This is a genomic window from Streptomyces sp. YPW6 (genome assembly GCF_018866325.1).
Lineage (GTDB): Bacteria > Actinomycetota > Actinomycetes > Streptomycetales > Streptomycetaceae > Streptomyces.
This window is the reverse complement of record NZ_CP076457.1, coordinates 3642624-3656933: the sequence shown is the minus strand read 5'-3', so window position 1 is coordinate 3656933 and position 14310 is coordinate 3642624. Positions and strand designations below refer to the sequence as shown.

Annotated in this window: 11 protein-coding genes; 8 read left to right on the top strand and 3 right to left on the bottom strand. The window is 73.9% G+C overall.

Going from position 1 to position 14310, the window contains the following annotated elements; all coding sequences use genetic code 11:
* Positions 1-78: 78 nt before the first annotated feature.
* Positions 79-1032, bottom strand: coding sequence for an RNA polymerase sigma factor SigJ (gene sigJ, locus KME66_RS16210; RefSeq protein ID WP_216323134.1), 954 nt, complete (start codon positions 1030-1032; stop codon positions 79-81).
* A 153-nt stretch (positions 1033-1185) separates the two neighbouring features.
* Between sigJ and KME66_RS16205 the strand changes: the two genes are divergently transcribed.
* The 8 genes from KME66_RS16205 (at position 1186) to KME66_RS16170 (ending at position 11685) form a co-directional block, all read left to right on the top strand.
* Positions 1186-1764 (top strand): hypothetical protein, encoded by a 579-nt coding sequence (locus KME66_RS16205; protein WP_073223138.1) that lies wholly within the window; start codon positions 1186-1188, stop codon positions 1762-1764.
* A gap of 9 nt (positions 1765-1773) precedes the next feature.
* Positions 1774-2730, top strand: a complete 957-nt coding sequence (locus KME66_RS16200) for a DUF2797 domain-containing protein (RefSeq protein WP_216323132.1) — start codon at positions 1774-1776, stop codon at positions 2728-2730.
* Positions 2731-2751: 21 nt separating this feature from the next.
* Complete coding sequence (locus KME66_RS16195; RefSeq protein WP_216323129.1) at positions 2752-3651, top strand: amidohydrolase family protein; 900 nt, start codon at positions 2752-2754, stop codon at positions 3649-3651.
* A gap of 749 nt (positions 3652-4400) precedes the next feature.
* Positions 4401-5057 carry a fasciclin domain-containing protein gene (locus tag KME66_RS16190; protein ID WP_073223144.1) on the top strand — a complete coding sequence of 219 codons (657 nt, stop codon included), beginning with the start codon at positions 4401-4403 and terminating at the stop codon, positions 5055-5057.
* Between the two features lie 214 nt (positions 5058-5271).
* Positions 5272-6018 (top strand): response regulator transcription factor, encoded by a 747-nt coding sequence (locus KME66_RS16185; RefSeq protein ID WP_216323127.1) that lies wholly within the window; start codon positions 5272-5274, stop codon positions 6016-6018.
* A gap of 16 nt (positions 6019-6034) precedes the next feature.
* Positions 6035-8008 carry a cell wall metabolism sensor histidine kinase WalK gene (locus KME66_RS16180; protein WP_216329405.1) on the top strand — a complete coding sequence of 658 codons (1974 nt, stop codon included), beginning with the start codon at positions 6035-6037 and terminating at the stop codon, positions 8006-8008.
* A gap of 25 nt (positions 8009-8033) precedes the next feature.
* Positions 8034-9386, top strand: coding sequence for a bifunctional glycosyltransferase family 2/GtrA family protein (locus tag KME66_RS16175; protein WP_216323125.1), 1353 nt, complete (start codon positions 8034-8036; stop codon positions 9384-9386).
* 157 nt (positions 9387-9543) lie between these two features.
* On the top strand, positions 9544-11685 hold the full coding sequence (locus tag KME66_RS16170) for a glycosyltransferase family 39 protein (protein WP_216323123.1): 2142 nt from the start codon (positions 9544-9546) through the stop codon (positions 11683-11685).
* A gap of 27 nt (positions 11686-11712) precedes the next feature.
* Here KME66_RS16170 and KME66_RS16165 read toward each other — a convergent pair whose 3' ends face one another.
* Both KME66_RS16165 and KME66_RS16160 read right to left on the bottom strand, forming a co-directional pair.
* Complete coding sequence (locus KME66_RS16165; protein ID WP_216323121.1) at positions 11713-12879, bottom strand: serine hydrolase; 1167 nt, start codon at positions 12877-12879, stop codon at positions 11713-11715.
* 487 nt (positions 12880-13366) lie between these two features.
* Complete coding sequence (locus tag KME66_RS16160; protein WP_216323119.1) at positions 13367-14239, bottom strand: endonuclease/exonuclease/phosphatase family protein; 873 nt, start codon at positions 14237-14239, stop codon at positions 13367-13369.
* Positions 14240-14310 lie beyond the last annotated feature (71 nt).

Below are 14310 nucleotides of genomic sequence, written 5' to 3'. Positions count from 1 at the left end.
GCACTCCTGTCTCGCGCGGTTTCGCCCCTTGAACCGGGCAGGCCGTCGATTGCTGACAGGAGGAAGGTGTGACGTGGGTCACGCTTCTTGGTCGATGCGGAGGAGTGGGGCCCCGTGGTCCGTGGACGCCCAGTGCCGCGTCGCGCGTTCGAGCTTGTCGGGGTTGACCTGGCTGCGGAACGCGGCGATGCCGTCCGGCGTGATCTCCGGGCAGATCACGCCGATGACCCGGCCGCCGACCAGGACCACCAGGGCGGGCCGCCCGTTCGCGGAGGAGAGGTGGACCTCCGCGGTGCCGCCGATGAGGCGGCGGGCGGCCTGGTTGGGGGTGAACAGGCTCCGCATGAACGTGGCGACCGCCGCGGCCCCCTCGAACGCCTTCGCGCGGGCCGGCGCCTTCCCGCCGCCGTCGCCGACCGCGATGACGTCCGCGGTGAGCAGTTCGACCAGCGGTTCGGTCCGGCCGCTGGTGGCCGCCGTGAGGAACTCCTCGACGATCCGGCGGGCGGCCGCCTCGTCGATCTCGGTACGGGCCCGGCCCGCCGCGATGTGCTTCCGGGCGCGGTGGAGGATCTGCTGGGCGGACGCCTCCGTGATGTCCAGGATCTCCGCGATCCTCCGGTGCGGATAGCCGAAGGCCTCCCGCAGGACGTACACCACCCGCTCGTTGGGCGACAGCCGCTCCATCAGCGCGAGGACCGCGAACGACACCGACTCGCGCTGCTCGGCTGTGTCGGCCGGGCCGAGCATCGGGTCCCCGGCGAGCAGCGGCTCCGGCAGCCACTGGCCCACGTACGTCTCGCGGCGGGCGCGCGCCGAGGTGAGCTCGTTGAGGCAGAGGTTGGTGAGGACCTTGGTCAGCCAGGCCTCGGGGACCTGGATGCGGTCGATGTCGGCGGCCTGCCAGCGCAGGAACGTGTCCTGTACGGCGTCCTCGGCATCGCTCGCCGAGCCGAGGAGGCGGTACGCGATGGCCTTGAGGCGGGGCATGGCGGCCTCGAACTGGTCCACCTGGTTCCCGGTCAGCGCCATGGTGCGGATCCTAACGGGGCGGGAGCGGGGACGGGAGCGGGAGTGGCGGCGGGAGCGGGCAGGGGGCGGGCGCCGGCCGTTCGCCGTGGCGACGGCGGGGTAGCCGAGCAGGTACGGGGCGTGCTGGGCGCCCCTCCCGTTCGGAGGTGGGCGATGGGAGCGAAGGGGCAGGCGGCGCAGGGGCGTTGGCGTGATCAGTGGTGGGCGATCGGGCTGCTGGTGCTGGTGATCGGCGTGGCCGTCCGGCTGGCGTTCCGCGGCTGGTCCGCGTGGCCGGAGGCGCTGGTCGGCGGTGTCTTCTACGCCGGTCTCCTGACGTGGGTCCTGATGCGGCGCAGGGGACGGGACGCGAAGGCCGTGGGGACCGACCCGGCCAGGGTTCCGGAGCTGGAGCGCCGCATCGCGAAGAACGGTGAGTTGCCCGAGGATCCGGCCGAGCAGGCGGCCATGGTCCGGCTGATCCGGCGGCGGGAGGAGAAGCTGCGGCGCAGCCGGTGGTGGGCCCTCCCCATGCTCGGGGTGATCTCCCTCGGGACCCCGTTGCTCTGGTTCGCCTCCGGCAACGTGCCGGCGGGGCTGTGGACGCTCGGGTTCGGCGTGGCGTTCCTGGGGTGGATGGTCTGGTTCAACCGGCGCTTCGTGCGGCGCATGGCCGCGATGCGACAGCGGATCGAGGGCGTCCGTGGCGGCGGTGGCGTCCGGGGGATCGAGGGTGTCGGAGGGCACGCGTAGCATCCCCGGATGACGTGTGGGGTCCGGGAATCCGGTGGCGGGTGGCGGTGTGCCGGGCTGCGGTGGCCCGGGGAGGCGCCCGAGCTGGAGTGGCGCAGGGGCGGGCGGCGGCGGGTGAGTGTGCTCGCGTACGGGGCCGGCCTCGGGTTCCGGGCCGTCGGGGAGCGGCACTGTGCGGGGGCCCGGGGGCACGTGTGCCCGCTGGGCGCCGTGGTGCCGGGGCGCTCGACCGGGGGGCGGTGCGCCGAGTGTGCGCGGCTGGACCGGGCGCATTCGGTGGCCGCCGACACGATGGCGGACGACCCCCGGACGTACCGCGTGTATCTCGCCTGGTTCGGCCCCGGCCTGGTCAAGGTCGGGATCACCGGGGAGGAGCGCGGGGCCGCCCGGCTGCGTGACCAGGGGGCCGTGGCCTTCAGCTGGCTGGGGCGCGGGCCCCTCATGGCCGCCCGGCGGACCGAGGAGGTGCTGCGGGCGGCCCTCGGGGTGCCCGACCGGATCCCGTACGCCGGGAAGCGGGCCGTGCGGGGGCGGTTGCCGGGGCCGGAGGAGCGGGCCGGGGCGGTGGCCGAGCTGTACGAGCGGGCGGCCGGGCTCGAAGGGCGCGGCTGGCCGGAGTCGTTGCGGCGGCTGCCTCTCGACGTCGTCGATCAGGTCGGCGTGTTCGGGCTCGACCGTGCGCCCGAGGCCGCCCCCGGGGGACCGGTGCGGGAAGGTGCGCCCGTGCCCGTCAGGGCTGTGCGGGAGCTGGTCGACGGGGGCGTGGTGACGGGGCGGCTCGTCGCGGCGGCCGGGCCCGATCTGCACCTCGCGGTGGCGGGCGGGGGCGTGGTCGTGCTGGACACGCGGCTGCTCACGGGGTGGGATCTGACGGCGGTGGCCCGCCCGGCCGGGCTGACCGGGAGCGATATGGGTGTCCCCCTCATCGACATCGGCGGCGGTGGTGTGCAGGGTGGGTTGTTCTGACGACCTGCGAAAGGGCTGCGCATGGAGACGGGGACCGTGGAGACGGGAATCGATGACGTGGTGCGGTTCCGGGAGCGGCTCGGGCTGCCCGGGATCATCGACGTGCACACCCACTTCATGCCCGAGCAGGTCCTGCGCAAGGTGTGGGCCTACTTCGACGCGGCCGGGCCGCTCACCGGGCTGGAATGGCCGATCACCTACCGGTACGAGGAGGAGCGGCGGCTCGGCCTGCTGCGGGCGTTCGGGGTGGTCCGGTTCACCGCCATGCTCTACCCGCACAAGCCCGGCATGGCCCGCTGGCTGAACGGCTGGGCCGCCGACTTCGCGGACCGGACCCCCGACTGCCTGCACACCGCGACCCTCTTCCCGGAGGAGGGCGTGGAGGTGTACGTGAAGGAGGCCGTCGAGGCGGGGGCCCGGGTGTTCAAGTCGCACCTTCAGGTGGGCGCGTACGACGCCAACGATCCCTTGCTGGACGCCGTGTGGGGGCTGCTCGCGGAGGCCGGGATCCCGGTGGTCATGCACTGCGGGTCCGGGCCCGCTCCGGGGAGGTTCACCGGGCCGGAGCCGATCGGGCGGCTACTGGCCCGGCACCCGCGGCTGCGGCTGATCGTCGCGCACATGGGGATGCCGGAGTACGCGGAGTTCCTGGCGCTGGCGGAGGCGTACCCGGAGGTCCGGCTGGACACGACCATGGCGTTCACCGACTTCAGCGAGCGGCTCAGCCCCTTCCCGGCGGCCGAGCGCGGGCGGCTCGCGGACCTCGGGGACCGCATCCTGCTGGGGACGGACTTCCCGAACATCCCCTACCCGTACGTCCATCAGCTGGAGGCGCTGGAGCGGCTCGGTCTGGGCGATGCGTGGTTGCGGGCTGTCTGCCGGGGGAACGCCGCCGCGTTGTTCGGGCTGCCGGAGGCCTGAGCGAGGGGGTGCCAGGCACCGCTTGAGCGAGGGGGTGCCGGGGCACCGCTTCAGCGAGGGGGTGCCGGGGCACCGCTTCAGCGAGGGGGTGCCGGGGCATCGCCTGAGCGAGGGGCGCCAGGGGCAGGCCATCCGTTGTGGGGCGCCCCAGGAGAGTGGCGCCCCACAACATTCGCTCTCCACGGGCCTTTCTCCGCGGGGAGCGAGGTGAGGCTCCACGCAGCCGACGGGGAGCCTCGTCGTGTGCGGGGCCTCCTCCTGACGCCCGCTCACATCCGGTGTTCGCTGCTGCTGGGACCTCGGATTGGTCGGTTCCCGATCGACACCCGAACGGGCTAGCGTGCGGCGGGGGCGCGGGTGGTCGGCCCGTCGCGGCCGCGCTGCTGCCGCTGCCGCCGCCCCAGGTCGCGGGGTCGCGGGGTCGCAGGGGCACCGGGCCACGGGGGCACGGGGGGCACGGGGTCACCGGGCGGCCGGAGCGTGGCGGAGAAAGTTTTTCCGTCTCCCGACCAATCCGTTCTCGTGGCGGCTCCGGATAGCTGACATGAGGATCAGAGCCGCACAACCCATCCGCCTCGCAGCGGCCTTCGCCCCCGAACCGCTCCACGGACGATCGCTCTGACCCGAGCCGCCCCGTACCGGAGCGGCACCTGACCTGACGTCAGCACTGCGGAACACCACCCCCCGTCACCGAGCTCCACCCACCGACGGACACGCAGCGCTACCAACCGAACACGCAGGAGAATCCCGTGACTGCCTTTCGCTACCGCCGCGCGGCCCTGGCCCTCACCGCCGCCGCCGTCCTCCCCCTCACGCTGACCGCCTGCGGCGGGGACGACAGCTCCTCCGACGCCGCCGCCGACAAGGCCGCCTCCTCCGCCCCCGCGGAGGACACGTCGAGCGCGCCGGCCGAAGGCGCGGCCCCCGCGGACGGCCCGTTCGGCCCGGCCTGCGCTTCCGTACCGAAGGACGGCGCGGGATCCTTCGACGGCATGGCCCAGGACCCGGTCGCCACCGCCGCCTCGAACAACCCGGCCCTGTCCACCCTGGTCACCGCGGTGAAGAAGGCCGGCCTCGTCGACACCCTCAACAACGCCGAGAACATCACCGTGTTCGCGCCGACCAACGACGCCTTCGCGAAGATCCCGAAGGCCGACCTGGACAAGGTCCTGGCCGACAAGGACATGCTCACCAACATCCTCACCTACCACGTGGTCGGCGAGAAGCTCTCCCCGACGCAGCTGGAGAGCGGCACCTACGACACCCTCCAGAAGTCCACCCTCACCACCAAGGGCTCCGGCGAGGACTACACCGTCAACGACACCTCCAAGGTCGTCTGCGGCAACGTGCCCACCGCCAACGCCACCGTCTACATCGTCGACACCGTCCTCATGCCCAAGAGCTGAGACCCGCACCGGGCTGTGCGACCGCCGTCCTTGAGCGCGGGCGGCGTGCGCACAGACCGTACGGCCGCGGCCCCGAGTCACCCCCGCCGACTCGGGGCCGCCCCCGTGTGCGGCGGCCCGTCCGGGCCGCTGACTCCCCGGCCGCGGCGATTTCTCAGGGAATTCACAGGAACGGGTCAGGCTTCTCTCACGGGCGCCTCACAGAGTGAGGCCCATGACGACGACGACCTCGCCCCAGGGGCGTACCGAACTGCTCAGGCCGGACCGTACCCCTGTCCGGGTCCTGGTCGTGGACGACGAGGCGCCGCTCACCGAGCTGCTCTCGATGGCCCTGCGTTACGAGGGGTGGGAGGTGCGCAGCGCCGGGGACGGGGCCGCGGCGGTGCGGGCGGCACGCGACTTCCGGCCGGACGCGGTGGTCCTGGACGTGATGCTGCCGGACATGGACGGGCTGGCCGTGCTGGGCCGGCTGCGCCGTGACCACGCCGATGTGCCCGTGCTCTTCCTCACCGCCCGGGACGCCGTGGAGGACCGCATCGCCGGGCTCACCGCGGGCGGCGACGACTACGTCACCAAGCCGTTCAGCCTGGAGGAGGTCGTGGCCCGGCTGCGCGGGCTCATCCGCCGCTCGGGCTCGGCCGTCGCCGCCGGGCGCGGCGAGTCCACGCTGACCGTCGGGGACCTGGTGCTCGACGAGGACAGCCACGAGGTGAGCCGCGGCGGGCAGGCGATCCACGTCACCGCGACCGAATTCGAGCTGCTGCGCTTCCTGATGCGCAACCCGCGCCGCGTGCTCAGCAAGGCGCAGATCCTCGACCGGGTCTGGAACTACGACTTCGGCGGCCAGGCCAACGTCGTCGAGCTCTACATCTCCTACCTCCGCAAGAAGATCGACGCCGGGCGCTCTCCGATGATCCACACCCGGCGCGGCGCCGGTTATCTGATCAAGCCCGGTGAGTAGGGGCACCCGCATGGTGATGGCGCGCAGGCCCTGGACGCTGCGGACCCGGCTCGTGGTGTCGGCCGTGTCCCTGATCGCCGTCGTCGCTGCGGTCATCGGGTCCGTCACCGCGATCGCCTTCCACAGCTACATGTACGGCAAGCTCGACGACCAGCTGCACTCCGTCGCCGAGCGGGCCGGGCGGCCGCCCGGCCCGGGCCCGTTGCCCGGGACGCTGCGCGAGGCGGGCCCGCTCGGCTTCGTCGGCGGCGGCGGGCAGCCGCTCGGCACGTTCGGGGCGCTCGTCGACGCCGACGGGGAGGTCACCGCGTCGAAGGTCGTCGAGGACAGCGGGCTCCGCGCCCAGGAGAGCGCCGAGCCGCTGACCGCCGAGCAGCGGGCCGCGCTGGAGAAGGCCGCCCCGGGAGCCGGTGACGGTACCCGGAGCGTCGATCTGCCCGGCCTCGGCGGCTACCGGGTCGAGGCCACGACCACCGCCGAGGGGGACACCGTTCTCGTCGGCATCCCCAGCGCCGAGGTGAGCGGGGCGCTGACCACCCTGATCGTCGTCGAGGTCTGTGTCACCGCCGCCGGGCTCATCGCCGCCTCGATCGCGGGCACCGTGCTCGTCGGGGTCGCCCTGCGTCCCTTGCGCCGGGTCGCCGCCACGGCCACCCGGGTCTCCGAACTCCCCCTGCACCGAGGCGAGGTGGCGCTCCTCGAACGCGTCCCGGACGCCGAGGCCGATCCCCGTACCGAGGTCGGGCAGGTGGGAGCCGCCCTCAACCGGATGCTGGGGCACGTCGGTTCCGCCCTCGCCGCCCGCCAGGAGAGCGAGACGCGCGTCCGGCAGTTCGTCGCCGACGCCAGCCATGAACTGCGCACGCCGCTCGCCTCGATCCGGGGGTACGCCGAGCTGACCCGCCGCGCCGGCGGGGGAGGCGCACACCCGGAGCCGGGGATGGCCGACCGGGGCGCGGGGGCGGGTACGGGGCGTGCCCCGGCTGCCCGGGGCACGGGGGCGGGTTCACGGCCTGATCCGGCTGTCCTGGGTACGGGAGCGGGGCCGGGGCCCGGCTTCGTCGCCCGGCACGCGGGGGCCGGTCCGGAGTCCGAGGCCGTCATCCGGCACGCGCTGGGGCGGATCGAGTCGGAGGCGGACCGGATGACGGGCCTGGTCGAGGATCTGCTGCTGCTGGCCCGGCTGGACGCCGGGCGTCCGCTCTCGTACGGCAGCATCGATCTGCTGCCGCTGGTCGTGGACGCGGTGAGTGACGCACGGGCGGCGGACGGCACGGGGGGCGAGGGAGCGGGCGTCGAGGCGACGGACTTCGTGGGGACGGGCGTCGAGGGGACAGGCGTCGAGGGACCGAGCTGTGAGGGGAGGGGCGTTGCCGGCCCAGGGCTCGTCGGTCCGGGGCCCGTCGGTCCGGGCTCTGAGGAAACGGGCTCTGAGGGACCGCGCTTTGAGGGAGCCGGCGTTGTCGGTCCGGGGCCTGTCGGTCCGGGGCCTGTCGGCCCGGGAGCCGAGGCGGGCGCCCGGCACCGCTGGCGGCTCGAACTGCCCGGGGCCGCCGAGCCCGTGACCGTACGCGCGGACCCCGAGCGGATCCAGCAGGTGCTCGTCAACCTCCTCGCCAACGCCCGTACGCACACCCCGCCGGGGACCACCGTGACGGTCTCCGTGCAGCCGCCCGCGCGCGGTGCGGGGCCGGTGCTGCTGGAGGTACGGGACGACGGGCCCGGCATCCCCCGCGAACTGCTGCCGCACGTCTTCGAACGGTTCGCGCGGGGGGACGCCTCCCGGACACGGGGTGCGGACGGCGGCGGAGCGACCGGTTCGACCGGTCTCGGACTCGCCATCGTTCAGGCCGTCGTCGCCGCGCACGACGGCCGCGTACGGGTGGAGTCGGCGCCGGGACGGACGGTCTTCACGGTCGAGCTGCCGGCCGCGGCCGACGTCGACCGCGTGGACTCACAGCCCGGGGACAGGCTCACCACATCGGTGTGACAGCGCGGTTGGCGAACGTCGGAGCATGACCACCGACAGCAGCCTCCGGAGCGGTCCCGGAACGACCGGCCGCCGCAACAGCAGCAGGGACGCCGGGGACGGCACGGCCCACGGCCGGCTGCCGGGCCGGGAACACCTTCCGGCCCGGCAGTACGGACCCGCGGCCTCCCCCGCCCCCGTGCTCGACGTCGTCGTCCCCGTGTACAACGAGGAGAAGGACCTCCGCCCCTGCGTCGTCCGCCTCCACGGCCATCTGGCGCGGACCTTCCCGTACCCCTTCCGTATCACCGTGGCCGACAACGCCAGCACCGACGCCACCCCGGCCGTGGCCGCCGCGCTCGCCGCCGAGCTGCCCGGGGTGCGGTCCGTACGGCTGGAGGAGAAGGGACGCGGGCGGGCCCTGCGGACCGTGTGGACGGCCTCCGACGCCCCGGTCCTCGCCTATATGGACGTCGACCTCTCCACCGATCTCAACGCGCTCCTCCCGCTGGTCGCCCCGCTGATCTCCGGCCACTCCGACCTGGCCATCGGCTCGCGGCTGACCCGGAGTTCGCGGGTGGTGCGGGGGCCCAAGCGGGAGTTCGTCTCGCGCGCCTACAACCTCATCCTGCGCTCGTCCCTCGCCGCCGGCTTCAGCGACGCCCAGTGCGGGTTCAAGGCGGTCCGGCGCGAGGTCGCCGAGCGGCTGCTGCCGATGGTGGAGGACAGCGGCTGGTTCTTCGACACCGAACTGCTCGTCCTCGCCGAGCGGGCCGGGCTGCGCATCCACGAGGTGCCCGTCGACTGGATCGACGACCCCGACTCGACCGTCCACATCGTGCGGACGGCCGCCGAGGACCTGAAGGGCGTGTGGCGGGTCGGGCGGGCGCTGGCCGTGGGCGCGCTGCCGCTGGACCGGCTGGCCCGGCCCTTCGGGGACGACCCGCGCGACCGGGCGCTGACCGGGGTGGAGCGCGGACTGGCCCGTCAGCTCGTCGGGTTCTGCGCCGTGGGCGTCCTGTCCACCCTCTTCTACCTCGCCCTCTACTCCCTCTTCCGGCTCGGCGTCGGCCCGCAGTTCGCCAACGGCGGCGCGCTGCTCGTCTCCGCCGTCGCCAACACCGCAGCCAACCGCCGGCTCACCTTCGGGGTACGCGGGCGGCGCGGAGCGGCCCGCCATCAGGCCCAGGGCCTCGTCGTCTTCGCGATCGGCCTCGCGCTGACCAGCGGCTCCCTCGCGGCGCTCGGCGCGGCCACCGCCTCGCCCTCGCACTCCACCGAGCTGGCCGTCCTGATCACCGCCAACCTCGCCGCCACCGTGCTGCGCTTCCTGCTCCTGCGCGCCTGGGTCTTCCCGGCCGGCTCCCACCGCGCCCCCGACTTCGAGGACGTCCGATGACGACGATCACCGCTGCCGCTGCCGCTGCCGCTGCCGCTGCCGCTGCCGCTCCGGCTCCGGCTCCGGCTCTCCTTCCCCTTTCCGTTCCTCTTCCCTTGCCCGCTTCCGCCTCCGTCTCCGCTTCCGTTTCCGCCTCCGCCGACTCCGAGGATCTGCGATGACCACGATCACCGCTCCCGCGCCTCCGGCCGCCGTGCCGCCCGCGCCCGTCAGCGGGCCCCGCTGGGCGCGCCCCGCCCTGTACGGGCTGCTGCTCGCCGTGGGCCTCGCGTACTTCTTCAACCTCAGTGCTTCCGGTTACGCCAACTCCTTCTACTCCGCCGCCGTTCAGGCGGGCAGCCAGAGCTGGAAGGCGTTCTTCTTCGGCTCGCTGGACTCCGCAGGCGCCATCACCGTCGACAAGCCCCCGGCCGCCCTCTGGCCGATGGCCCTCTCCGTACGGCTCTTCGGGCTCAACTCCTGGGCGATCCTGGCCCCCCAGGTGCTGATGGCGCTCGCCACGGCGGCGGTGCTCAACTCCGCCGTACGCCGCCGCTTCGGTCCGGTCGCCGGACTGATCGCGGTCGGGGTCTTCGCCCTGACGCCGGTCGCCGCGCTGATGTTCCGCTTCAACAACCCGGACGCGCTCCTCGCCCTGCTGATGACCGTGACCGTGTGGTGCGTGCTGCGGGCGCTGGAGCAGGGGCGCACGAAGTGGCTGCTGTGGGCGGGGGCGGCGGTGGGGCTCGCGTTCCTGACGAAGACCCTCCAGGCGTTCCTGATCCTGCCGCCGCTGGCCGTGCTGTACGCGGTGTGCGCCCCGGTCCCCGTACGGAGGCGGATCGGCCAGCTCGCCCTCTCCGGACTGACGATGGTGGTCGCCGGTGGCTGGTGGGTCGCGATCGTCGAGCTGATGCCGGCCTCCTCGCGGCCGTACGTCGGTGGCTCGCAGAACAACTCGTTCCTGGAGCTGACCTTCGGCTACAACGGGCTCGGCCGCATCAACGGCGAGGAGACCGGAAGCGTGGGCGGCGGCGGTGGCCGCGGGGGCGGTGGCTGGGGCGAGACCGGCATCGGCCGGATGTTCAATTCCGAGATCGGCGGCCAGATCGCGTGGCTGCTACCGGCCGCGCTGATCCTGCTGGTGGCCGGTCTCTGGCTGACCCGGAAGGCGGGGCGGACGGACTCCGCCCGGGCCGCGTTCATCGCCTGGGGCGGGGCGTTGGTGATGACCGCCGCGGTGTTCAGCTTCATGGCCGGGATCTTCCACCAGTACTACACGGTGGCCCTCGCCCCGTACATCGCCGCACTCGTGGCCATGGGGGTGGCGGTGCTCTGGGAGGAGCGGTCGTCCTGGTGGCCGCGTGCGGTGCTCGCCGGCACGGTCCTCGTGACGGTGCTCTGGGCGTACGTCCTGCTGGGCCGCACCCCGGACTACCTGCCGTGGCTGCGCTGGGCGGTGTTCGCGGGCGGGGTCGCCGGTGCGCTGGGACTGCTGGTCGCGGGCCGGTTCGGCGGGCGGGGTCTGAGCCTGGCCGCGGTGGGGCTGAGCTGCGTGGCGTCGCTGGCGGGGCCGGCCGCGTACACCGTCTCCACCCTGAACAGCGGCCACCAGGGGTCGATCGTGACCGCCGGTCCTTCGGCCGGGTTCGGCATGGGCGGGCCCGGTGGCGGCCGGGGCGGCCCCGGGGGGCCCGGGGGTGGTGACGGCGGGCAGCGCGGCGGCCTGCAGCAGCCTCCCGGCCAGGGCCAGGGCCAGGGCCAGGGACAAGGCCAGGGACAGGGACAAGGCCAGGGGTGGGCTCCGGGGCAGGCCCAGGGGCAGGGGAACCGGCCGGGTAGCGCGACGGGCGGCATGCCCACGCCGCCGGGTGGTGCCGGTACGGCCGCCGGCGACGGCACGAGGGGCGGCGGCGCGGGCGGAGGCATGGGCGGCCTCCTGAACGGCGCGACCGTCGACGCCGAGGCGAAGGCGCTCCTGGCGAAGGACGCGGACGACTACACCTGGGTCGCCGCGGCCGTCGGCGCCCAGAACGCGGCCAGCTACCAACTCTCGACCGGGGAACCGGTGATGGCGGTCGGCGGGTTCAACGGGAGCGACCCGTCGCCGACGCTCGCCCAGTTCAAGGAGTACGTGGCGGACGGCAGGATCCACTACTTCGTCTCGGGCGGCGGAATGGGCGGCGGCAGGGGCGGCGGGCCCGGAGGCATGGGTTCCTCCGGCACCTCCTCGCAGATCTCCTCCTGGGTGACGGAGAACTTCACCGAGGTCACCGTCGGCAGCGCCACGTTCTACGACCTGACACAGCCCACGAGCTGAGGGACCCGGAGGCGTACGCGGCCGCGCTCAGAAGCCGGCCGCGTACGTCCAGAAGTCCCGCATCACCTCGGGTGCGGCCGGTCCGCCCATCTCCATCTGGGTGAGGAGGACGGCGACCGTGCCCGTGGCGGGGATGACGTGGGCCGTGGTGCCGGTGCCGCCGACCCAGCCGTAGCGGCCGGGCACGTTCCAGGGGGCGGCGATCTCGACGTCCACCGCGCCGCCGAACCCCCAGCCCTGGCCCTCCGTGAACAGCCCGCTCGCGGCGCGCTGCTCCGGGGTCAGGTGGTCGGTGATCATCTGGCGGACGGACTCGCCGGCCAGCACCCGGTCACCGGCGTCGTTCAGGCCCTCGGCGAGCAGCATCCGGCCGAAGGCGTACCAGTCGTCGACGGTCGAGACGAGGCCTCCGGCGCCGGACGGGAACGGCGGCGGGCTGCTCCACTGTCCGTCCGGGGCGTCGACCAGCTCGGGCTCGTCCCCGTCCCCGCCCGCCCCGGCCCGGTAGAGGCTGGTGAACCGGTCCAGCGCGGCGGGCTCCACCCAGAACCCGGTGTCCTTCATGCCGAGGGGCTCGAAGATCCGCTCCGACAGATACCCGGGCAGCGGGCGGTCGGCGACGCGGGCGACGAGGACGCCGAGGATGTCGGAGCACGTGTTGTAGAGCCAGCCGTCGCCCGGCTGGTGCAGCAGGGGGAGGCGGGACAGCTCGGCCGTCCAGGCGTCCGGTGCGAGACCGGCCTGCGGCTGCGGCGGCCCCTGCTTCAGCTCCGCGAACAGCGGCGCGACGGCCGGGAGCGAGAAGTCGGACGGGAAGCCGTAGCCGGCCCGGAACGTCAGCAGGTCCAGGAGGGTGATCGGGCGGACCGCCGACACCACGTCGTCGACCGGGCTCTGCGGGGTCCGGACGACCAGGGGCGAGGCCAGCTCGGGCAGCCACGCCGCGACCGGGTCGGCGGGCGCGATCAGACCGTCCTCGACGAGCGTCATGGCGGCCGCCGCCACGATCGGTTTGGTGATCGAGGCGATGCGGAACAGCGAGTCCCGCCGCATCGGCGCCGACCCGGCGAGGCCGGCCGTACCCGCCGACACGGCCTCGACCCGCCCGCCCCGGGCGACCAGCGCCACCGCGCCCGGCATCGAGCCCCTGGCGATGTGGGTGTCCAGCAGTGTGTGCAGGGTGGTGGTGGTCATGACCATCCTTCGTCCCGTCCGGTCGTCCGGTACCGCCGCCGGTCGTCCGGCACCGCATGTTCTGTCCCGGGGCTCCTGGCTCCTGGCTCCGACCCGGGGTTCCTTGGGCCGTGGCCCCCGTCCCAGTTCCCAGGTCCCTGGCTCCTGGCTCCGGGGTTCCTTGGGCCGTGGCCCCAGGTCTCCGGCTCCTGGCCCCGGTCCCGGTTCCCCGGGCTTCCGCTCCTCGGTCCTGGAGCCCGGCGCTCTGGCCCTGGGCCCGTTCCAGGTGCAGGCCCCGGTCCCGGTCTCGGCCCTGGCCCCGGTCCCGGTCCAAGTCCCGGTCCAAGTCCCGGTCCAAGTCCCGGCCCTATCCTCGCCCTCTCCCGCCCCCGTGCGCTTGTCGTGGGGCGCGTGTCGTCGGGCGCTCGCCTCAGTGTGCCTGCCTGCGGGGGCTCGGCTCTGCCTCCGGGTGGCCTGCCCTGCCCGGCCTGCCTCCGAGCGCCCGCCGTCACCTCCGTAACAGCAGATCCGCCACCACCGCCCGGTGGTCGGAGGCGAGGCTGTCCGGCACCCAGGCCCGCCGCACAGCGGTCCGCTCCTTCGACACCGCCACGAAGTCGATCCGCTTGACCGGATTCCGCGCCGGGAACGTGGGCGCCCCGGGGTCCGCGTCCGCCAGTTCCCGCCACAGCGGGGCCAGTTCGGGGGCGTCGGGCTCCGCGTTGAAGTCGCCGAGCAGGATCTTCGGCCCCCGGTCCTCGGCCATGATCCGCCGGGTGTCGGCGACCTGGGCTACGCGGACGGCGGGGTCCGGGCGGTAGTCGAGGTGCGTGACGTACACGTGCACCGGCAGTCCCCGTACCCGTACGACGACCTCGCCGAACCCCGGGGCGGGCGCGGGCACCGGGTTCGGGTCCTGCGTCGAGAGGCGGGTGATCTCGTGGTTCTCGGCGCCCACGATCCGGTGCCGCGACAGCACGGCCACCCCGTACTCGGCCCGGGGACCGCCCGGTTGGGCCGGGTCGAGGCTGTAGATCGGTGCGAAGGAGACGTGCATCCGGAGCCGCCGGGCCACATCGCCCGCGAGATCCCGCCACTCACTGCGGGAGCCCCAGTGCCGGTCGACCTCCTGAAGACAAATCACATCGGCGTCCAGCGCACGGAGTTCGGCGGTCTGTCGGTCCAGGTCGAAGACGCCGTCCATGCCCGCACCGGCATGGATGTTGTACGTGGCGACCCGCAGCGGCAGGCCTCCGGACGTTTCGCCCACAGGGGAGCGGTGGGCCGGTGCCGCCACGGCGGGCGGGGTGAAGAGCGCTCCCAGGAGGGAAGCGGCGAGGAGGAGTTGGGGGACGCGGGAAGCGGGGTGACGCAGCGACATGGCTCTCCAAACGGCCGAACATCGCGCACTTTGTCAGGTCAGCGTCGAGAACCGTACCGCCGCGCCACCCC

Coding starts and splice junctions, on each gene's coding strand:
- KME66_RS16200 (WP_216323132.1), top strand. CDS start 1,774: ATGACGTGTGGGGTCCGGGAATCCGGTGGCGGGTGGCGGTGTGCCGGG.
- KME66_RS16170 (WP_216323123.1), top strand. CDS start 9,544: ATGACCACGATCACCGCTCCCGCGCCTCCGGCCGCCGTGCCGCCCGCG.
- KME66_RS16195 (WP_216323129.1), top strand. CDS start 2,752: ATGGAGACGGGGACCGTGGAGACGGGAATCGATGACGTGGTGCGGTTC.
- KME66_RS16185 (WP_216323127.1), top strand. CDS start 5,272: ATGACGACGACGACCTCGCCCCAGGGGCGTACCGAACTGCTCAGGCCG.
- KME66_RS16175 (WP_216323125.1), top strand. CDS start 8,034: ATGACCACCGACAGCAGCCTCCGGAGCGGTCCCGGAACGACCGGCCGC.
- KME66_RS16205 (WP_073223138.1), top strand. CDS start 1,186: ATGGGAGCGAAGGGGCAGGCGGCGCAGGGGCGTTGGCGTGATCAGTGG.
- sigJ (WP_216323134.1), bottom strand. CDS start 1,032: ATGGCGCTGACCGGGAACCAGGTGGACCAGTTCGAGGCCGCCATGCCC.
- KME66_RS16165 (WP_216323121.1), bottom strand. CDS start 12,879: ATGACCACCACCACCCTGCACACACTGCTGGACACCCACATCGCCAGG.
- KME66_RS16180 (WP_216329405.1), top strand. CDS start 6,035: ATGGCGCGCAGGCCCTGGACGCTGCGGACCCGGCTCGTGGTGTCGGCC.
- KME66_RS16160 (WP_216323119.1), bottom strand. CDS start 14,239: ATGTCGCTGCGTCACCCCGCTTCCCGCGTCCCCCAACTCCTCCTCGCC.